This is a genomic window from Vibrio sp. AK197, from assembly GCF_053903115.1.
This window is the reverse complement of the sequence record NZ_CP096430.1, coordinates 873,042-893,994: the sequence shown is the minus strand read 5'-3', so window position 1 is coordinate 893,994 and position 20,953 is coordinate 873,042. Positions and strand designations below refer to the sequence as shown.

At 46.2% G+C, this 20,953-nt stretch carries 19 protein-coding genes; 3 read left to right on the top strand and 16 right to left on the bottom strand.

The genetic code is table 11. From position 1 onward, the window contains the following. Window positions 1–74: 74 nt before the first annotated feature. The 15 genes from ccmB to sixA all read right to left on the bottom strand — a co-directional run bounded on the left by ccmB (window position 75) and on the right by sixA (window position 14,802). Window positions 75–740 (bottom strand): heme exporter protein CcmB, encoded by a 666-nt coding sequence (gene ccmB / locus M1D72_RS11395; protein WP_456296939.1) that lies wholly within the window; start codon window positions 738–740, stop codon window positions 75–77. Between the two features lie 2 nt (window positions 741–742). Next, window positions 743–1,360 carry a cytochrome c biogenesis heme-transporting ATPase CcmA gene (ccmA, locus tag M1D72_RS11390; RefSeq protein WP_456296938.1) on the bottom strand — a complete coding sequence of 206 codons (618 nt, stop codon included), beginning with the start codon at window positions 1,358–1,360 and terminating at the stop codon, window positions 743–745. Between the two features lie 194 nt (window positions 1,361–1,554). Beyond that, window positions 1,555–2,046 carry a DUF2802 domain-containing protein gene (locus tag M1D72_RS11385; protein ID WP_456296937.1) on the bottom strand — a complete coding sequence of 164 codons (492 nt, stop codon included), beginning with the start codon at window positions 2,044–2,046 and terminating at the stop codon, window positions 1,555–1,557. After that, window positions 2,046–2,540, bottom strand: coding sequence for a chemotaxis protein CheW (locus tag M1D72_RS11380; RefSeq protein ID WP_390190929.1), 495 nt, complete (start codon window positions 2,538–2,540; stop codon window positions 2,046–2,048). Before M1D72_RS11380 ends, M1D72_RS11385 begins: the two co-directional genes overlap by 1 nt. A 37-nt stretch (window positions 2,541–2,577) precedes the next feature. Beyond that, window positions 2,578–3,660, bottom strand: a complete 1,083-nt coding sequence (locus M1D72_RS11375; protein WP_456296936.1) for a chemotaxis protein CheW — start codon at window positions 3,658–3,660, stop codon at window positions 2,578–2,580. Beyond that, entirely contained in the window at window positions 3,650–4,429 is a 780-nt protein-coding gene (locus tag M1D72_RS11370) for a ParA family protein (protein ID WP_390190932.1), read from the bottom strand. Before M1D72_RS11370 ends, M1D72_RS11375 begins: the two co-directional genes overlap by 11 nt. 10 nt (window positions 4,430–4,439) lie before the next feature. Then, window positions 4,440–5,552, bottom strand: a complete 1,113-nt coding sequence (locus tag M1D72_RS11365) for a protein-glutamate methylesterase/protein-glutamine glutaminase (RefSeq protein WP_390190935.1) — start codon at window positions 5,550–5,552, stop codon at window positions 4,440–4,442. A 27-nt stretch (window positions 5,553–5,579) separates the two neighbouring features. Then, window positions 5,580–7,805: a chemotaxis protein CheA gene (locus M1D72_RS11360; RefSeq protein WP_456296935.1), complete on the bottom strand. Its 2,226-nt coding sequence runs from the start codon at window positions 7,803–7,805 to the stop codon at window positions 5,580–5,582. A 9-nt stretch (window positions 7,806–7,814) separates the two neighbouring features. Next, on the bottom strand, window positions 7,815–8,528 hold the full coding sequence (locus M1D72_RS11355) for a protein phosphatase CheZ (RefSeq protein ID WP_456296934.1): 714 nt from the start codon (window positions 8,526–8,528) through the stop codon (window positions 7,815–7,817). Between the two features lie 47 nt (window positions 8,529–8,575). Next, the gene (cheY, locus tag M1D72_RS11350; protein ID WP_390191881.1) at window positions 8,576–8,944 is read right to left on the bottom strand and encodes a chemotaxis response regulator CheY; all 369 of its coding nucleotides are present in this window, start codon (window positions 8,942–8,944) and stop codon (window positions 8,576–8,578) included. Window positions 8,945–8,989: 45 nt separating this feature from the next. Beyond that, the gene (locus tag M1D72_RS11345) at window positions 8,990–9,724 is read right to left on the bottom strand and encodes an RNA polymerase sigma factor FliA (protein ID WP_390190940.1); all 735 of its coding nucleotides are present in this window, start codon (window positions 9,722–9,724) and stop codon (window positions 8,990–8,992) included. Beyond that, entirely contained in the window at window positions 9,717–10,604 is an 888-nt protein-coding gene (locus M1D72_RS11340; RefSeq protein WP_390190941.1) for a MinD/ParA family protein, read from the bottom strand. Before M1D72_RS11340 ends, M1D72_RS11345 begins: the two co-directional genes overlap by 8 nt. Window positions 10,605–10,617: 13 nt before the next feature. Further along, a complete protein-coding gene (gene flhF, locus M1D72_RS11335) occupies window positions 10,618–12,099 on the bottom strand; it encodes a flagellar biosynthesis protein FlhF (protein WP_456296933.1) in 1,482 nt (493 codons plus the stop codon). Window positions 12,100–12,131: 32 nt separating this feature from the next. After that, window positions 12,132–14,225: a flagellar biosynthesis protein FlhA gene (flhA, locus tag M1D72_RS11330; protein WP_390190943.1), complete on the bottom strand. Its 2,094-nt coding sequence runs from the start codon at window positions 14,223–14,225 to the stop codon at window positions 12,132–12,134. A gap of 112 nt (window positions 14,226–14,337) precedes the next feature. Continuing rightward, entirely contained in the window at window positions 14,338–14,802 is a 465-nt protein-coding gene (sixA, locus tag M1D72_RS11325; protein WP_456296932.1) for a phosphohistidine phosphatase SixA, read from the bottom strand. Between the two features lie 295 nt (window positions 14,803–15,097). Here sixA and M1D72_RS11320 point away from each other — a divergent pair, with 295 nt between their 5' ends. Next, window positions 15,098–17,875: an insulinase family protein gene (locus M1D72_RS11320; protein ID WP_456296931.1), complete on the top strand. Its 2,778-nt coding sequence runs from the start codon at window positions 15,098–15,100 to the stop codon at window positions 17,873–17,875. On the opposite strand, the gene M1D72_RS11315 is transcribed toward M1D72_RS11320, so the two are convergent. Then, window positions 17,872–18,468, bottom strand: coding sequence for a VOC family protein (locus M1D72_RS11315; RefSeq protein WP_390191883.1), 597 nt, complete (start codon window positions 18,466–18,468; stop codon window positions 17,872–17,874). The two genes, M1D72_RS11320 and M1D72_RS11315, sit on opposite strands and share 4 nt — an antisense overlap. A gap of 237 nt (window positions 18,469–18,705) precedes the next feature. On the opposite strand from M1D72_RS11315, the gene argS reads away from it, so the two are divergent. Both argS and M1D72_RS11305 read left to right on the top strand, forming a co-directional pair. After that, window positions 18,706–20,442, top strand: a complete 1,737-nt coding sequence (gene argS, locus M1D72_RS11310; protein WP_390190948.1) for an arginine--tRNA ligase — start codon at window positions 18,706–18,708, stop codon at window positions 20,440–20,442. Window positions 20,443–20,503: 61 nt separating this feature from the next. After that, window positions 20,504–20,932: an HIT domain-containing protein gene (locus M1D72_RS11305; protein ID WP_456296930.1), complete on the top strand. Its 429-nt coding sequence runs from the start codon at window positions 20,504–20,506 to the stop codon at window positions 20,930–20,932. Window positions 20,933–20,953: the final 21 nt, after the last annotated feature.

Genomic DNA, 20,953 nt, shown 5'->3' with positions numbered 1-20,953 from the left:
ATTATTCTTTGTTGCTTCGCAACTTATAGTTTGGGCATTGCCGCGCTATCGAGTAAAACACACACCCGACTCATTCAGTTAACACTAACCCTCAGCGCAGCTGAAATCGCGAAAGGCGTCAAAGTAATGGCAGCTACTAACATTGCGCCAAGAATCGCCAACTGACCGCTGTATGCCATCGACAATGATGCCGCATCAATTGTCGAGGTCGCGAATATCAACACAGGGATGTATAAAGGCAGCACTAAAAGGCTCAATAACACCCCGCCTTTTTGCAATCCGACTGTCAGGGCAACACCTATCGCCCCAATAAAACTTAGTGTAGGGGTCCCTAACAACAGGGTAAGTACAACCGCTAACCAGGTATTGAAATCTAGGGACAGCAAGACCGCAAGGAGCGGGCTGATGAGAATCAATGGCAAACCAGTCAAGAGCCAGTGAGCAAACACTTTTGCAATGACGACAACGGGTAATGGGACAGGCATGAGCATCATTTGTTCCAAGGAACCGTCTTGAAAATCATCGCGAAATAATCGCTCAAGCGATAAAAGTGCAGCTAATAATGCGGCAACCCAAACAATACCAGCGGAAATACGAGTCAAAAGGTTAGGATCAGGGCCAATACTGAGTGGGAACAAAGTGATGACGATAATAAAAAACCACAATGGATTAAAGACATCCGCTTGGCGCCGAAAGGCGATTAATAACTCACGTCGAATTACGCTCATCATATTGATCATGATTAAACACCTAACTTAATTCTACGGAGAATGGGATTATCGATAAACAGATCTTGGTGAGTCGTTAAGATCACCATACCGCCTTGTTCAACATGCTGCAAAAACAATGCTTCTAAAACTTTGACGCCTTGTTTATCGATAGCCGTCAAAGGTTCATCCAGAATCCAAAGTGTTTGATGGCTTAACCATAACCTTGCCAATGCTACGCGGCGCTGCTGCCCAGCAGATAACTGCCCCACAGGAACATCTTCGCGACCTGCCAGCCCGACCTTCATTAACGCGTCGTAGATGGCCGATTGTTGCGGTTGTTGGCGATGCATGACTAAATAAAAGCGCAAATTCTCATAGGCGGTTAACTCTCGTTTGACCCCAGTATGATGACCAAGAAACAGCAATTCTTGATGGAACTCTTCACGCTGTTGCTGAATTTTCTCTTGATTCCACAAGATGTCCCCTTCATCTTGCTCACCCAGCCCCGTAATCATTCTGAGTAAGGTAGTTTTTCCTGTCCCATTACGACCTTCAATTTGAACTAACTCACCGCGAGAAACCGTAAAGGATAAATCGGTGAAGAGTTCCCGTTCATCTCGAATCGCTGTAAGGTTTCTAACTTCTAACATCGTAAATCTTCTAGAAAAAACTGTAGAGTAATACTACCACAGCCGACTTTTGACGAAACAAAATTAGTGACTGAAAAGTCACGAAACTACGTAAGAAACTGTTAATTTGACGCTTTGCACTGGCAATTTACCCCTTTGTGAGTAGGTTTTTTAACTAACAAAAAAGGATGCCAAAGCATCCTTTTTTTGATGAGTTACGATCGCCGTTTAGCCGGTTGTCGCCGACGAGGCATATCATCTTGCCCAGATAACGGAGGAATTTTTTCCTTGCCCGCTAATTTCTTTTGCAAAGACAACATGAGTTCAGCCTCAGCTTTTGGCAATTCACACTCTTGAATCAGTTCATCAATGTCTGCGCCAAGCTGAACCATTTTGGTTGCTCGCGAGTATAAGCGTCCATCACCATCGGCGTTTTCTAACTCGGTTAAACGATCGTTGAGATGTTGAATGATATCTTGTTGCTCACTGATTTGCTGCCCCAAGCCCACCATCACCGAACGAAGCTCTAGTAACTGTTTAGTGGATTTCTGAAGCTCTTTTTCTAGCGTGCGATTTTGCTGACGAAAGTGGTCGCTCGATAGACGTTGAGCGCGCTTGATTCGCAAAATCCATACGGTTAACAATAACCAAACCAGTAGTAACGCTCCAGTCAATACTGGAGGCGACATCAATACATCAATACTCATTACAGATGAGCCATTTCATCCCATTCTTCATCAGTTAACAGCTTATTGAGATCAACAAGAATCAATAGCTGTCCATCACGATTACTCACGCCTTGAATAAATTTAGCACTTTCATCAGTACCAACACTTGGTGTTGTGTCAATTTCAGATGAACGAAGGTATACGACTTCAGCAACGCTATCAACCAAAATACCGATCACTTGATGCTCTGACTCAATGACGATAATGCGTGTATTATCAGTAATTTCGCCTTCCATCAATCCGAAGCGTGCACGTGTATCAATCACCGTAACCACGTTACCACGTAGATTGATAATGCCGAGAACATAATCAGGAGCACCTGGTACTGGTGCAATTTCAGTGTAACGCAGTACTTCACGTACTTGCATCACGTTAATACCGTAAGTTTCTTCTTCTAGTTGGAACGTCACCCACTGAAGCACTTCGTCATTTGACGTGTCTTTTCTTACTTCTACTTCACTCGCTTGAGACATACCTATTCCTCTCTAAGCCGATTTCGGCATAAATGTATTATTTATCTAATGCTTTTACATCAAGCCCAGCTTTAAGCATAGCTACCAATGCTTCAACATGTATCAAAGCGCACATTTTTTCTTTGACCATACCGGCAAGCCAAGGGCGTTTACCTGCTGTTTTACGCCAGCGAACTTTATCAGGGTCCAACGTTTCAGTCCCCATCAATTGAGAGCTAGCTAGCCCCCAAGAGCTATCACCTAGCATTACGATATACTGGTAATTTTCTTTGTACTCTTCGTCTGTGAGTTTTTCTGCCATCACCCAGCGAGCGGTATCGACAACGTCAATTTGAGACTCACGGCTGCTTTGTAAGCCAAGATACCATTTCGGACGACCAATCAAATGACTTAACTCCGCCATTTGGTGAATGCCACCAAGCTCATCCAATGGAACAGCAAATGTCACAGCGTTTACCTCAAAATATAGCACTTGAAAGTCATTCACTCGCTCCGTGGAATTCCACGCTTGTAATGGGTCGTCAACTTGCGTCTCCAACTCAACTTCAACTGCAACTTCTGGTTCTATACTGGGTTCTGGTTCGACAAAGCGCTGGGTTTCAAAGTCAATGTCGGGTACGGTGTATTCAGGCTGAGTAAGAGGCTCTTCCTCTACCTCTATTGCTGGTATATCCTCTTCGACACTCTCGACCTCTAACTCAGTGGTGGTTTCTATCGCTACCGCTGGCTCAATATCAGTTTGAATCGATTCTGGTTCGAGCTCTGATATATCCCAATCTTGAATTTCATCAATCACTTCATGAGTGTCAAGATTTTCAACCGTCGCTTGCTCCGTCGCAATTTGATCTGTATTACTCTCCAAAACCTCTTCCAGTTGTAACTCTTCAACCGGATTAACCGTTTCTAATTGCTTGAGTAAACGTTCTACGTCATTGAGATTCGGTAAATCACTCTCAGGCTCAGCAACAGAGTAATAACTTTTGTTGTCTATCGGCTGCAACAAAGGCTTGGGCTGCAGTTGAGGTTCGGTCGCCTCCTCTGCAAGTTCAAATTCATCGTCAAGCAATGCTGAAAAATAATCATCCAGAGCTTGTTCGCTCGATAGCAGGCTACGACTCATCTAACGCTAACCTCTCGAGATACAGAAGTAATTGTTTATAAGCAAAAACCCCACGACTGCCCGGAGCAAAATGTGAAACTGGCAAGTGTTTCAAACTGGCATCACGGAACTTGGTGTCAATAGGCACTGCGGATGTCCACACTTTATTTGGATAGTCCTTTTTAAGCTGCTGCAAAGTCTGTAACGAGGCCCGAGTACGCTTGTCATACATCGTTGGAACAATGGTCACTTTGAACGATTTATTCCGAGATTTCTGCATAATGGACAAGGTTCGGACCATACGTTCTAAACCTTTCATCGCCAAAAATTCGGTTTGAACGGGAATCAGAATTCTATCACTGGCCGCTAAAGCATTGACCATCATCACCCCTAGAATGGGCGGGCAGTCAATCAGCACATAATCATAGCGCTCGCGAATCGCCAGCAGGGCACGTTTTAAAATCAGGCCCATACCACTGCGATTCCCCATAACGCGGTCCAGAGTCGCCAGCGACATATGAGCAGGAATGAGATCAATACCTTCAACGTCCGTTTCCATGACTAAAGGGCTCACTGTCGTGGCATCAAACTCTTTAAGCTGAAAAAGGTCAAACAAACTGGATGGTACGCCATCAGAGTCATAGCCAAGATACGTGGTTAATGAGCCGTGAGGGTCGGTGTCCACCAATAACACTCGCTTTCCTTGCTGGCTTAGCAGTCCAGCCAAGGTAATCGTCGTTGTGGTTTTACCGACACCACCTTTTTGATTCGCAACACTCCAAACAATCATTGCCGCCCCTCTACGCCAAACCGACTTCGACTAAGATTCGCTCTGCGATTCGGTCTAGAGGTAAATCTTCACTAGAAATGCCCGCTTTGGCGACAGCTTGAGGCATGCCATACACAACACAACTCTCTTCATCCTGGGCCCAAATGGTCGCGCCGGCATTCTTAAGCATACGAGCGCCTTCACGCCCATCAGCTCCCATTCCGGTCAGTACCATAGACAATACTTTATCTGCATAAACTTTGGCGGCACTGCCAAAAGTCACATCCACACATGGCTTATAATTCATGCGCTCTCCCCCATCGATAATCCGTAGCTTTGCAGATCCGGGGCGACCGTCAATCATCATTTGTTTACCACCTGGCGCTAGATAAGCGACCCCTGGTCGCAAAATATCGCCATCTTGAGCTTCCTTTACTTCAATTTTGCATAAGCTGTTTAATCGGCTTGCAAAAGCCGCAGTAAAGGTCGCAGGCATGTGCTGAATCAGCACGATAGGCAATGGGTAATTCGCAGGAAGTTTGGTTAATATTTTTTGAAGCGCAACCGGCCCTCCCGTTGAAGTGCCGATAGCGGTTAATTGATACTTTTTCCCTGTGGATTTAAATCGTGCAGCGGCAACGGGTGATGCCACCGAGCGAGAGGCGCGGCCAATAGGTGACGTCGAGCGACGCGCTGATGTCGCCGGCGCTTCATTTTTTGCCACTACTGTACGGCGTAGCATGCCGCGTTTCGCCGCAATTTGAAGCACGCGCTGCTGAAGCAAAGTCACTGCCTCATCGCGGTTACGAGCAATGTCTTCAAACTTCTTCGGCAGGAAATCAAGTGCCCCCGCATCAAGTGCATCAAGGGTCGCTTTCGCGCCATCGTGAGTCAGTGACGAAAACATCAAAATAGGGATCGGATTTTTTGCCATGATTTCACGCACAGCTGTAATCCCATCCATAACCGGCATTTCGATATCCATCGTAATGACATCAGGCTTTAGTGTCGCAGCCTTCTCTACCGCTTCTTTACCATTCGTCGCCACATCAATGACTTCTAGACGTGTTTCCGAATTAATAATTTCACTTACCCTTCTACGGAAAAAGCTAGAATCGTCTACAACTAATACTCTGATCGCCATAGGTGTCCTTGTTTATCTCCACGGGAGTTAAATACGTGATGCCGCAGCATAACGTTTAAGTAAGTCTGGAACATCAAGAATCAGAGCAATATGGCCGTCACTGGTGATCGTTGCACCAGCCATGCCCGGCGTACCTTGTAATAGGTTATCAAGCGGCTTAATCACAACTTCTTCTTGACCGATCAATGTATCCACAACAAAACCGACGCGTTGACTGCCCAACTGCACAATCACTACATGACCATGTCCTGAGCGTCTCTCACCTTTCGTCGCTTTAGGCGCTAACCAATCTTGGAGATAGAAAAGCGGAATCGACTTATTACGAACAATAATCGTCAATTGTCCATCAACGACATTGGTCTTACTCAAATCGAGGTGAAAGATTTCATTAACACTTGCAAGTGGTAAGGCGAATGGGTTCTTAGCCACACCAACCATTAAGGTTGGGAGAATAGCCAACGTTAATGGAACTTTAATCGTAATCTTGGTTCCTTTACCCAGCTCTGAGTCAATATCAATCGAGCCATTGAGTGTATTAATGGCCGTTTTTACCACGTCCATACCAACACCACGGCCAGAGATATCTGAAATTTTCTCTTTACTCGAGAACCCAGGCATAAAGATCAGGTTGAAGCACTCTTTGTCGGTCAGCCTTGAGGCTGCGTCTTCGTCCATCATTCCACGTTTAACCGCAATACCACGCAACTTATCCGGATCCATACCACCACCATCGTCAACGATAGCTAACTGAATATGGTCACCTTCTTGCGCCGCAGACAAAATCACTTTACCTTGACGTGGTTTACCCGCCGCCGCTCGGTCATCGGGCATCTCTATGCCGTGATCAACCGAGTTACGAACCAAGTGAATCAATGGGTCGGCCAGTGCTTCGACTAAATTTTTATCAAGGTCTGTGTCTTCGCCGCGCATTTCTAAAGCAATATCTTTCTTGAGGCTGCGCGCCAAATCTCGTACAACTCGAGGAAAACGTCCAAACACTTTTTTGATTGGTTGCATACGCGTTTTCATCACCGCGCCTTGCAAGTCGGCCGTGACGACATCGAGGTTGGAGACTGCTTTCGACATTTCCTCGTCATTGCTATTGAGCCCAAGGCTTAATAGGCGGTTACGGACCAATACCAACTCACCGACCATATTCATAATGGTATCTAAAGTGGAGGTATCGACACGGACAGTCGCTTCAGCTTGAGGCTTTTTAGCGGCTGGTGTCGCGGCTTCTTTTTTCGCTGGTACTGGCGTTTGCTCTTCCGGCTCCACTTGCGGTGTCATCTGAGGTTGAGGCTTCACTTCAGGCGCGGCTGAAGATGCCGCAGCCGGAGCTGTTGCCGGACGCGTTGCCATTTCAAGCTCTTCTATAGAAGGACCTTTACCAGAGCCATGTAACTCATCAAGTAGCTTTTCAAATTCCTCATCGGTCATTAAATCGCTGTCACCCGCCCCAGCAGACGCGGGTTGATCACTGGTTTTCGCAGAGCTTGCTGGCGGCGTTTCCGGCGCAGAGGGTTGTTCTACGTTCTTCCCTGGTGCGCCTCCTGCGCCATGTAACTCATCAAGCAGCTTTTCAAATTCATCGTCGGTAATGTCATCAGATGAGGACGCAGTGCTACTCGTTGGTTGACTTGGCTCTGGCTTACCATCTACTTTACCAGGTGCGCCACCAGCACCATGTAATTCATCCAATAGCTTTTCGAATTCATCTTCTGTGATATCGTCGACAGACTCTGCGGAAATATTCGTTGATGCTTCGGGTTTTGTTGGCTCAGGAACCTCAACGACAGGCTCTTCAATAACAGGTTCAGGAGGTGGCGGCGCAGCTGCTTCAGGTGCACTCTCATCCTCTGATTGAGGACGGCTAAGCTGATGAAGTTCTTCTAACAATGCTGGATCAGCTGCTTCAATGGGATCACGTTCTTGTACCGCTGCGAACTGTGAATTGACCGTATCGAGGGCCCTTAGCATGGTATCCATCAAATCGGCCGTTACCGCTCGCTGACCATTACGTAAAGTGTCGAAAACGTTTTCTGCGCCGTGGCAAGTATCAACCAGTTCACTTAGAGCCAAGAAGCCTGCACCACCCTTAACGGTGTGGAAGCCTCGGAAAATTGCGTTGAGTAAATCTCTATCTTCTGGGTTATTTTCAAGTTCAACCAACTGTTCTGATAGCAGATCGAGGATCTCCCCCGCTTCAACTAAAAAATCCTGTAGAATGTCTTCGTCTAAATCGTAGCTCATACGTTACCCCTAAAACCCAAGACTAGAAAGTAAGTCATCGACTTCGTCTTGTGATGAAACCGCATCTTCTCTTTCGTGAGGGTTTAGAATTGGTCCCTCAGGGTCGATGGATGCTTTGTTATTATTTGCACCTTCTCGCTTATCAGCTGTAAATACCGTTAATATCTCGACCAGTCTTGTTTCAACCTCATTGACCAGCGTGATCACTCGTTGAATGATCTGCCCCGTAAGGTCTTGAAAATCCTGTGCCATCAATATTTCAGTAAGCTGACCGCGTAACTCAGAGCTGTTGCCTTCAACCTGACCAAGCAAGTCGTCAATTCGATGGCAGAGCGCTTTAAATTCAGCTAATTCTATCTTGCCACGCATCAGTTCGTTCCACTGGGGACGAACTTGTAACAAGCTCTCGTGAAGGTTATCCGCCATTGGCATACAACGATCAACAGCGTCCATGGTCTTACTTGCCGCGACTTCGGTCTTATCAATCACGTATTGAAGACGGTCCTTAGCATCAGGAATCTCGTCATTGGCAATCACACTCATTCGGTCATCGAGACTGAATTGTTTAATCGACTCGTGAAGATCGCGAGTCAGCTCACCGATTTCCTGGAGCATCATTTCAGAAGTCTGCTCATGGATGGTGTTGAAGAGAATGTTTGCCTCTTGCTGCTTTTCGTTTTCGAGCAGCTCAACAAGTTGCCTTGCTTGTTCTAATGAAATCATCCTGATTCAGCCCTTTAACGTCTAATAATTAAAGTAAAACTAACGAACTATAAACGTTCAAATATTTTGTCTAGTTTTTCTTTAAGCGTAGCCGCTGTAAAAGGCTTAACAATATATCCGTTCACGCCAGCTTGAGCTGCTTCAATAATTTGCTCACGTTTGGCTTCTGCCGTGATCATAAGAACAGGAAGATGTTTCAGTTCTTCATCCGCACGAATGTGTTTTAGTAGGTCAATACCCTGCATGCCAGGCATGTTCCAGTCAGTGACAACAAAGTCAAAATCGCCTTTTTTAAGCATTGGCAACGCGGTAAGACCATCGTCTGCTTCTTGGGTATTATTGAATCCTAAATCACGCAGTAGATTTTTAACGATACGACGCATTGTTGAAAAATCATCAACAATAAGGATCTTCATATTTGTATTCAAAATTGCCTCCACTGAGTACGGGATATCAGTGCACTAGTCATTATTTGTCCATGCACTTAACTTTGTGCGTAGACGCTGCATTGATTGGCTAAGTATTTGGCTCACGCGAGATTCGCTCACACCAATGACTTCACCGATTTCTTTTAAGTTTAACTCTTCATCATAATAGAGCGAAAGTACCAAAGCTTCACGTTCTGGCAAGGATTTTATCGAATTTATCAAAGCTTTGCGGAAATATTCATCGGCTACACCACTAAAAGGCGTATTTTCATCTTCATCATCTGGGGAGGAGATCACATCATCAGACACACCAAGATCTTCGATACCGACCAAACGTGAACAGTTAATGTCCGAAAGCACCGTATGATACTCGCTCAAATCCATACCCAAATGCTTCGCCACTTCGGCGTCAGTCGGGTCACGATTGAGCTCATTTTCTAAATTAGCGATCGCTTGGCTAATTTCTCGATTATGACGATGAACAGAACGAGGGACCCAGTCCCCCTTACGAATATCGTCCAACATGGCACCACGAATTCGAATGCCCGCATAAGTTTCAAAGCTGGCGCCTTTACTGCCATCATAGTTCTTCTGCGCTTCTAAAAGGCCGATCATTCCCGCTTGTATAAGGTCTTCTACCTGAACACTCGGCGGAAGCCGACCAAGTAAATGGTGAGCAATTCGTTTTACCAGAGTCGAGTACTTTTCGAGAAAAGCTCTCTGGCTATTCTGGTTGGCATATTGGTCGTAGGTCAGTGCCTTATTCACCAAACGGTTCCTCTACAGTCACGGATCGATTTAATAAACGTTCAACAAAAAACTCTAAATGTCCACTCGGTGTCTTAGGAATTGGCCAAGTGAGTGCTTTATTTGCTAACGAGCTCAATGCTAAAGCAGCAGGAGAGCGAGGAAAAGCATCGACAACGATTTTCTGTTTTTTAACGGCTTGCCTAACTTTATCATCTAAAGGTATACAGGCGACGAGCTCTAAGCTCACATTCAAAAAGCGTTCTGTGACTAAGGTCAACTTCGCAAACAATTCTCGGCCTTCACGGTAGCTTCTTACCATGTTAGCAACAATTTTAAACCTTTGTACCTGATGTTCTTTACTCAAAAGTTTAATTAATGCATACGCATCGGTAATTGACGTCGGCTCATCGCAGACCACAACCATGACATCTTGAGCTGCACGTGAGAAACTGATGACCATGTCTGAGATACCGGCAGCGGTATCTACGATCAGTACGTCCATCTCTTCTTCCAGGCTGCCGAACGCTCGAATCAACCCCACATGCTGAGCATGACTGAGCTCAGTCATTGATTGAGTCCCTGATGTCGCAGGAATAATGCGAATGCCATGAGGGCCTTCAACAATGGCATCTTTGAGTTCACACTCACCAGCCAAAACGTGACCTAAATTGCGCTTAGGACGAATACCCAGCATTACGTCAACATTGGCAAGCCCTAAGTCGGCATCCAAAACCATGACTTTTTTACCCTGACGGGCCATACAAATGGCGAGACCTAATGCAACATTAGATTTACCGACACCACCTTTGCCACCAGTAACTGCAATCACTTTAGTCAATGAAGGCTGTGTTAAGCGGCGTAGGCCACTTGCTTGGTCTTGTATCATATTCTCTGTCATAATTGTTTACCGCCTAGAACCCTTCCGACTCACTACTCCAGTAGTGAGGTTCGTTTTCAGTCGATTTCTCCAGCAGTTCATTAGCTTTTGCTACCATGTATTTTGGCTGAGCAATCACGATATCTTCAGGCACTCGTTGCCCGTTTGCTATGTAGGCTACCGGCAGTGCGTTTTGGACAACAACACTCAAAAATTCACCAAGGCTAAGTGACTCGTCCAGCTTAGTCATAATGCAGCCTGAAAGTGGAATCCGTTTAAAGTGATCAATAGTTTCCTGCAGCACTTGTCGCTGCGCCGTTGCAGGAAGTACAAGATAGCTGTGAATCACTTCACCACTCTCTTGCATTAGGGTATCGAGCTGTTCAGACAGCCTAACATCACGCTGCCCCATACCCGCCGTGTCGACTAAAACCAAGCGTCGATGACGTAATTGATATATTACATCGGCTAACTCATTGGAATCTTTAGCAACTCGGACTGGACACCCCATAATTTTTCCATAAATCGCCAATTGCTCATGGGCACCGATACGGTAGGTATCCGTGGTAACCAACGCAACATTGTCAGAGCCAAACTCCATCGCCGCACGCGCGGCGAGTTTGGCGATCGTCGTCGTTTTTCCTACACCCGTCGGGCCGAGTAACGCCACGACGCCGCCTCTTTTTAGAATATCTTGGCGAGTAATGGGAATTTGATCAGACACCAAACCAAGCAGAGCTTTCCACGCTTTCGCAGGCGCAGTGTCTTCAGGGATATAGCACGCTAATTGGTCTGCTAAGTCTTCAGAAACGCCCATGCGCTGCAAACGCTTAATCAGCATTGCTCGCAGAGGTTCGCGGCGTTCAACTTCTTGCCACATTAACCCAGAGACTTGATGTTCAAGTAAGCGACGAATTGAAGTCATTTCTTCTTTCATTTCGTCAAGATCTTGATGGTTGTACTCTGGCTGTTCATGTCGCTGACGCTCATAGCGACTAGGGTCAAGACGCGGTGGCTGTTTTTCTACTCGGCGATCTTCAGCAATAAGTTTGGCGAGAGGTGAATCTTCTTTCAGTTGAATTTGGCTTGAACGCTGGGTTCGCGCTTCTGACTGGCGGCGCAAAAACGCCGTCAAAGAGTCCTGCTCTTCACTCGCACTGGTTTCTGGCTCGGCAGCAGTTTGGCTGTACTGCTTTAGCATGTTCGCAAAGCGTTTGGTCATCGAGCCATTGCTTTCTCCCGCCCCTGAAGATGACTGCAAACTCACGCGATCTTCAGCTAACTGACGTGGTGAAGACGCGTTCGCAGCTTGGTAGTCAGGATTATGACGCGGCTTTGAACTGTAGCCTTGATTAGAACTGCGTGCAGGCGCTGGTTCGCCATCAACCGCCGCCACGATTTCAACGCCACCCGCCACTTTTTTATTAGACATGATCACCGCATCCGCTCCAAGTTCTTCTTTAACTTGAAGTAAGGCTCCACGCATGTCTTTGGCAAAAAATCGTTTAATCTTCAAATTCGGTATCCGTTAATAAAAAGTGGTCAGAATCAGTTGCCCACAGCTTGAACTATTCTTATCTGCTTTTCGTCTGGAATTTCTTGATAAGAAAGCACTCGCAATGACGGAATGGTGTTTTTCACAAATTTCGCCAATGTCGACCGCAACACTCCAGAAGTTAATAATACCGCAGGCTCACCTTTCAGTTCTTGTTCCTGAGTGGCTTGGCTGAGAGACATCTGAAGTCGCTCAGCAAGACCTGGTTCAATCCCCGCAGATTCACCGCCTGACGCTTGCATGGTTTGATGCAATATCTGTTCCAGCTCAGGAATCAAAGTAATCACTGGTAACTCTGGCTCTATCCCATTGATTTCCTGAACAATTAATCGCTTAAGCGAAATACGAACTGCAGCGGTCAAGATGTCAGGTTCTTGACTCTTACTCGAGTACTCGGCCAACGTTTGGATGATGGTTCGAATATCGCGGATCGGTACGCTTTCATTGAGTAGGTTTTGTAATACTTTCACCACCGCGCCGAGGGCCAACTGATCAGGAACAAAGCCTTCCACCAATTTCGGTGCTGAACGACTGAGCATTTCGAGCAGATTCTGCACTTCTTCATGACCAATGAGTTGCGATGCGTTATTCGTCAATAATTGGCTAAGATGAGTGGCGAGAACCGTTGCGGAGTCAACTACGGTATAGCCAAGCGCTTGGGCGTGTTCACGTTGATCTTCACGAATCCAAATCGCTTCTAGACCAAATGCTGGATCGATAGTTTGTTCACCTTCAATCATGCCGTAAACTTGGCCGGGATTAATCGCCAATTCTTGGTCTGGTCGAATCTCGGCCTCACCGACGGCCACTCCCATCAAAGTAATTCGATAGCTATTTGGCGTTAGCTCGAGGTTATCGCGAATATGCACTGCCGGAATCAAGAAACCGAAATCTTGTGACAGCTTTTTACGTACCCCTTTTACTCGCTCCAGAAGTTCGCCGCCTTGGTCGCGATCCACGAGTGGAATCAAACGATACCCGACTTCAAGTCCAATAATGTCCACCGGCTGAACATCATCCCAAGAGAGTTCTTTGGGTGCTGCCACCTCGCCTTCTGGCGCCGATGGTAGTTTCGCCTCCTCTGCTGCTTTTTGCTGCTTACGACGCATAAGATAAGCGCCGCCACCAGCAAGAAACGCGAGCAGTAAGAACGCGAAATGAGGCATACCCGGAACCAAGCCCATAACTGTCAGAATGCTTGCGGTGATCATCAAGGCTTTAGGGTTGTCAAACAGTTGGAAAACCACCTGCTGCCCCATGTCCTCATCAGTATTTTGACGCGTGACCATAATCGCAGCGCCAATGGAAAGCAGGAGTGACGGGATTTGTGCGACCAAACCATCACCGATGGTCAGTAAAGTATAGATTTCAATAGCTTCGCCAAAACCAAGGTCATATTGCCCCATACCAATGGACAAACCGCCGATGATATTGATGAACAAAATCAGGATACCGGCAATGGCATCCCCTTTAACAAATTTTGACGCACCGTCCATAGAACCATAGAAGTCTGCTTCTTTGGTGACTTCTTGTCGCCGTGTACGCGCTTGCTCTTGATCGATAAGTCCGGCGTTTAAATCGGCATCGATTGCCATTTGTTTACCCGGCAAGGCGTCAAGCGTGAAGCGAGCACTGACCTCTGAAATCCGTCCAGCACCTTTAGTCACGACCATGAAGTTGATGATCATAAGAATCAAGAATACGACCAAACCAACCGCATAGTTACCGCCAATCACCACGTTACCGAACGCTTCGATAACGTTACCCGCAGCCCCTTCACCTTCATGCCCGTACAGCAACACAACACGAGTTGATGCAACGTTCAGTGCAAGTCGAAGTAGAGTGGCGATCAGCAGGACGGTAGGAAACGCAGCAAAATCGAGGGGACGGCGCGTATAGACTGTCACCAGTAACACAACCATTGCCAATGCAATGTTGAACGTGAAGAATAAATCGAGCAAAAAAGCAGGGATGGGCAAAACCACCATCGCCAACGTGGCTAGCACCATCACTGGCGCACCGACCGCAGGCATCGCGCGCTGAGGGATCGGAGGAAGCTTGTCGATAAAAGGCAAAGAGAACTTCATACGTGTTACTGGTTATTTCAGAGTAATGAAAGACTTAGTGTACGTATGCAATTTTTAGTCCAGCAATAATGTCAAAAAACTGGCTAAGGGGAGCCTAACTCCCCAGCCAATCTTAAGGGTTCAGGCTCCAAACGATCTCTCCGCGTTGGGTACTGTGATCGTAATCGATGCAGGTTAACCCGGATGTCGAAAACATAGGAGGGGTAATATCGGTGACGAATTCGGCAGTAAGATACCCGACTAAAGGGAGATGAGAGACGATTAATACCGATTCAAGGCTATCAACGTCGATTCGAGCCTGCAGATAGTCAAACACCTGCTCAGAGTCACCATAAGGCGTAATGTCTTCGCTGGTTTCAACCTTATCGGCCTCAAAATATTGAGCGATCGCATTCCATGTTTGTTGGGCGCGAACGTAAGGACTCACTAGCACCAAATCAAACTGTTTAACGCCTTGCTCATTACTCGCTCTTGCCACGGCGATGGATGCACTTTGGCCCCGCTCAGTCAACGCTCTTTCTGCGTCGCTCAGAGCAAATTGCACCGCCTCTCCATGACGCATAATAAAGATCTTCATAACATTTCCTAAGTTTGTCTATCTACAGCTTATGACAGCGCGCCATCATGCCAGTTTGATACGAAAAAAAAAGCAGAAACTAACAATAATTATATCAAGAACCTTGCTAAAGACGTCGACTTTCTTAACAATCTACTGATAGTAAAAGAAATCTTCTGAGAACGATTCCTTTCTACGGATAACTAAAAGAAATAAGCCAAAACCGCAAACGAGTCACTTTTGCGACCAAACTGTCTTTGCAGTCATGACGTTCCAAGCTCATACTTAGAAGATTACATCCAAGCGGAGAGCCACAGTGCATCTAAGTCCTAATGATTCCAATCATTATCGCTATTTAACCCTACCCAATGGGTTACGCGCATTAATCATTCAAAACGAAGACGCACAAAAAAGTGCGGCAGCGCTTGCCGTCAATGTCGGTCACTTTGACGATCCTATAGAACGCCAAGGTTTAGCCCACTATCTTGAACACATGCTGTTTCTGGGCACCGAGAAATACCCAAAAGTGGGCGACTTCCAAAATTTTATTTCTCAACATGGCGGGACGAACAATGCGTGGACCGGGACCGAGCACACCTGCTTCTTCTTCGATGTCAGTCCATCAGCATTTGAAAAAGCCCTCGATCGCTTTAGTCAGTTTTTCATCGCGCCTTTGTTTAACGAAGAAGCGCTCGATAAAGAGCGGCAAGCCGTAGAATCAGAATACAAACTCAAGCTCAAAGATGACTCGAGACGCCTCTATCAAGTTCATAAAGAAACCGTGAATCCTGAGCACCCGTTTGCGAAGTTTTCAGTCGGTAATTTAGATACCCTAGGCGATCGCGATGGCCAAAGCATTCGCGATGAAATTGTGGATTTCCATGAAACCCACTACTCCGCCGATATCATGACTCTCACTGTCATTGGGCCTCAATCGTTAGATGAGCTTGAGCATTGGGTCGAAGATAGGTTTAGCTTAATCGTAAACCAACACCACGCAGGTAAAGAGGTTATCACCAACTATAAACGCGGTGATGCATGTGGTGAGTTCGTTTATGTCGAACCGAGCAAAGAAATTCGTAAGCTTATCTTAACGTTTACTTTTCCCGGTATGGATAAGTACTATCAAACCAAACCGCTGTCTTATTTCGCTCACTTACTGGGTTATGAAGGTGAACACAGTTTAATGCTTGAGCTCAAAAAGCAGGGTTGGATAGTGTCATTATCCGCTGGCGGTGGCGTGAGCGGAAGTAACTATCGAGAATTTACCATTAGCTGCACGCTGACAACTCAAGGCCTTGAGCATGTCGAAGAGATTATTCAAGCGGTATTTCAGTATCTGAATTTAATTGAAGAGCAAGGCTTCGATGAGTGGCGATATACCGAAAAACAAGCGGTACTTGAATCAGCATTTCGCTTTCAAGAACCGACACGCCCGCTCGATTTAGTCAGCCACCTCGTGATCAACATGCAGCACTACGCGCCACAAGATATTATATACGGCGATTATATGATGGCTGGCTACCAAGAAGCATTACTTAAAGAATTGCTAGGGTATTTCACTCCGAGTAATTTGCGTGCCACCTTAGTTGCAAAAGGCTTTGAACACGACAAACAAGCGGATTGGTACTTTACCCCCTACTCGATTACACCTTTTAGTGACGAACAAAAGTCACGTTTTCTGGCTCCAAACCTCCCGTTTGATTTTGAGCTGCCGCCACAAAATCCATTTATCAGCTATCAACTTGATCCCAATCCTGTTGAACGCGAGCAGCAGACACCAGAGATTGTCGAACAACTTCCCGGCTTCACCCTTTGGCACATGCAAGATGATGAATTTCGCGTCCCCAAAGGCGTGGTGTTTGTGGCCATTGATAGTCCACACGCGGTAGCGAACGTTAAGAACATCGTCAAAACTCGGCTATGTGTGGAAATGTTTTTAGACTCATTAGCCAAGGAAACTTACCAAGCTGAAATTGCGGGGATGGGCTACAACATGTATGCACATCAAGGCGGAGTGACCCTTACTCTCTCGGGGTTTAGTGCTAAACAATCGGAGTTGATGAAAATGATTCTTGCCCGCTTCGCACGGCGCGAGTTCAGTCAAGAACGCTTTGACAGCATCAAAACACAACTCTTGCGAAATTGGCGAAATTCAGCACAAGACCGCCCAATTTCACAACTTTTTAATGCCATGACGGGTATTTTACAGCCTAATAATCCCCCTTACGCCGATTTGGTCACCGCACTGGAAGCCATAGACGTTGAGGAGCTTCCTGACTTTGTCTCGCATATTCTTAGTGAACTGCATGTTGAGATGTTTGTGTATGGCGATTGGACCAAAAATGATGCGAAAGCACTGGGTGATACCTTAAAAGATGCATTACGAGTAGAGAACCAAACTTATGAGGAATCTTTACGACCACTGATCATGCTTGGTGACAGCGGCACGTTCCAAAAAGAAGTGGAATGCGCTCAAGAAGATTCCGCCATCGTGGTCTATTATCAATGCCCAACCAGTGAACCTAGGGATATTGCGCTCTATTCTCTGGCCAATCATTTGATGTCGGCCACCTTCTTTCACGAGATTCGAACCAAGCAGCAACTAGGCTACATGGTTGGAACGGGTAACTTGCCATTAAACCGTCACCCAGGCTTGGTGCTCTATGTTCAGTCCCCCAATGCCGCGCCGACTGACTTAATTCGCTCGATAGACGAATATCTCAATGCCTTTTATTTGGTTCTATTGGAACTTAATGAGTATCAATGGCACAGCAGTAAACGGGGGCTATGGAATCAAATTGCTACACCGGACACCACACTCAGAGGTCGAGCGCAGCGCTTTTGGGTTGCCATTGGCAATAAAGATATCAATTTCGATCAACGAGAGCGCGTGTTAGAGGAGCTAAAATCTTTAACACGCAGTGATATGATTCGCTTTGTCGTCAATATATTAAAGCCTAGAACAGCAAATCGCTTAATTATGCATACCCAAGGAAAAGCCCATCAAGACGCAGAAAAACTCTCTTTGGGCCATGAAATCGGCTCGATTGAAGAGTTCCAACTGCGTCCCAAAGATACCGAACTTGGTTAGCTTTGTTCAGAAGCGACTATCTCACTCAAGGCGTATGGATGAAGTTTGATGCATACGCCTTGATGTTTGAATGCTATCGTTGGGTTAGCCAATCGTTCCCCTTCCCCTTGCGGACTTGATAATTTGACTTTCACATTAAGCTCTTCAAGCTGAGCCCAACGCTCAGCGAGTACAGGGAAAAGGGTCAATATCTCCTGCAAATAGTCGTCAACACTCTGAGCCTTGGAAGGCACCACAAACTCAATGTGCTCCCAACCTTGCTGGGGGTAGATTTTTCCAGTCGCAGGGTAAGGCAATTCCAAACACTCAATCGACCAAGAATCGGCGGACAGTGGGCTATCAAATTTCATCACGATGATCGGTCGGCCATTGATCACCGCTTGGGAAATGACTTGCCCTTGACTCGCCCATGCTTCGTGCGCCTGACGGGCTAAACTTGAATCATTAATTCTCAACGCGATATGGTCAGCTTGGTAGCAGGTTAAGTCGAGTCCAAGCAAGTCGCACAGCGTGTTAATTTTGCTTATAAATGGCGCTAGATTTGCGTTCATCTGCGAAGGCGTAAGCTGTTGCTGGTGAAGCGTCATTGTCATCATTGTGTTTCCAATCCACTGATTTGGGCGCAATACTAGCAAGTTAATCAGGAAAAGTAGAAAAAATCCGTTTTTACGCCCTGTATACCGCGCAAAAATATTGATATTATGAGCGCCATTTTTTCGAACATAAACAAAATATACATGCACATTAAACAGATGAATATTCTGCGATCTGAATAAAATTAATGTCCAATGTATAATAGAAACAATTCCCAAGAATTGAAGGATGCACGTGTGAATATCCAAGCACTTATTAACGATAAAGTATCTCAGGCTCTTGTAGCCGCTGGCGCGCCAGAAGGCAGTCCTGCTGCTGTTCGCCAATCAGCAAAACCTCAGTTTGGTGATTACCAGGCTAACGGCATCATGGGCGTCGCGAAAAAACTAGGTACCAATCCGCGAGAGTTTGCGCAAAAAGTCTTGGATGTTTTAGATCTTGACGGCATTGCAAGCAAAACTGAAATTGCTGGGCCCGGCTTTATTAATATTTTCCTGAGCACAGAGTTCCTCGCTCAGCAAGCTGAAACGGCATTAAACGATGAACGACTTGGGGTAGCACTAGACGCGCCTAAGACGATCGTTGCCGATTACTCTGCACCGAATGTAGCCAAAGAAATGCACGTCGGACATTTACGCTCGACCATCATTGGTGATGCCGTCGTCCGTACTTTAGAATTCCTTGGACATAATGTGATTCGCGCCAACCACATTGGCGACTGGGGCACTCAGTTCGGTATGTTGATTGCGAATTTAGAGCGAATCGAGCAAGAGTCAGGCAATGAAGTTTCTATGGAGCTGTCTGATCTTGAAGCTTTCTATCGTGAATCGAAAAAACTTTATGACGAAGATGAAGCATTCGCAGAAAAAGCTCGCAGCTATGTAGTTAAACTGCAAGGCGGCGATGCATATTGTGGTCAAATGTGGAAGAAACTGGTCGACATCACAATGATGCAAAACCAGCGTAACTACGACCGTCTCAACGTTTCTCTTACTCGTGATAACGTAATGGGTGAGAGCATGTATAACGACATGCTACCTGGCATCGTTGCAGACCTGAAGCAGAAAGGTTTAGCCGTAGAAGATGACGGTGCACAAGTTGTATTCCTTGATGAATACAAAAACAAAGATGGCGACCCAATGGGTGTTATCGTGCAAAAACGCGACGGCGCTTTCCTTTATACCACCACCGATATTGCCTGTGCCAAGTATCGCTATGAAACACTTGGCGCTGACCGTGTGCTTTACTTTATTGACTCTCGCCAACATCAGCACTTGATGCAAGCATGGACCATCGTCCGTAAAGCGGGCTATGTGCCAGAAGATGTGGCATTGGAACACCACGCGTTTGGAATGATGTTGGGTAAAGATGGCCGCCCTTTCAAGACACGCGCAGGTGGTACCGTTCGTTTGGTTGATTTGTTGGATGAAGCCGAAGAACGCGCCGCTCAGCTAATCGAATCGAAAAACTCTGATCTTGATGCGAACGAGAAAGAGAACATCGCCAAAACAGTGGCAATGGCTGCAGTAAAATATGCCGACCTATCGAAAAACCGTACAACGGACTACGTGTTTGATTGGGATAACATGTTGGCATTTGAAGGCAATACTGCGCCTTACATGCAGTATGCATTTACACGTGTTTCATCTATCTTCGCCAAAGCGGGCGTTGCAATGGATAACTTACAAGGCTCAATTCACATCAGTGAAGACAAAGAAAAAGCCTTGGTTGCCAAATTGCTGCAGTTTGAAGAAGCGGTTCAATCCGTTGCTCGTGAAGGTCAACCACACATCATGTGTGCTTACCTATTTGAGTTGGCTGGCCAGTTCTCAAGCTTCTATGAAGCCTGCCCAATTCTAGCTGCCAATGACGAAGAAACAAAGCAAAGCCGTATGAAGCTCGCAGCCTTGACAGCCAAAACCATCCAAAAAGGGCTATCGCTGCTTGGCATTAATACGCTAGAGCGCATGTAACACTCAGTTAAAGGTTGGCTCATCGCCAACCTTTTTCTATTCGACATTGTGAGAAATAACCATGAGTTTTGAACTTCATCCTCAATTGGTCAAAGACACCACTGTTGTTGGTCACTTTCCGCTTTGTATGGTTTTACTGCACAAAGACCAATCTGTGCCTTGGATCATTTTAGTTCCTCAGCGCAGTGATTTAAAAGAGTTGCATCATCTGCCCATCTGCGATCAGCAGCAATTCCTGCTTGAGTCACAATCCGTATTTGAAGCGCTAGAAACGCAGTTTTCGCCAGATAAGCTCAACTTTGGCGCACTTGGAAATATGGTGCCTCAGTTGCACATCCACCATATTGCACGCTTCAAAACAGACATCGCTTGGCCTGGTCCTGTGTGGGGAAATACTTCAGGTGTATTTCGCAGCGATGAAAAGCAAACCGAGTTGACGTTAACAATGCAGCGCGCTTTGGCTCAGAATGAAACTTTCCAAACAGCGTGACAATTCTCGGTGCCTTGATGA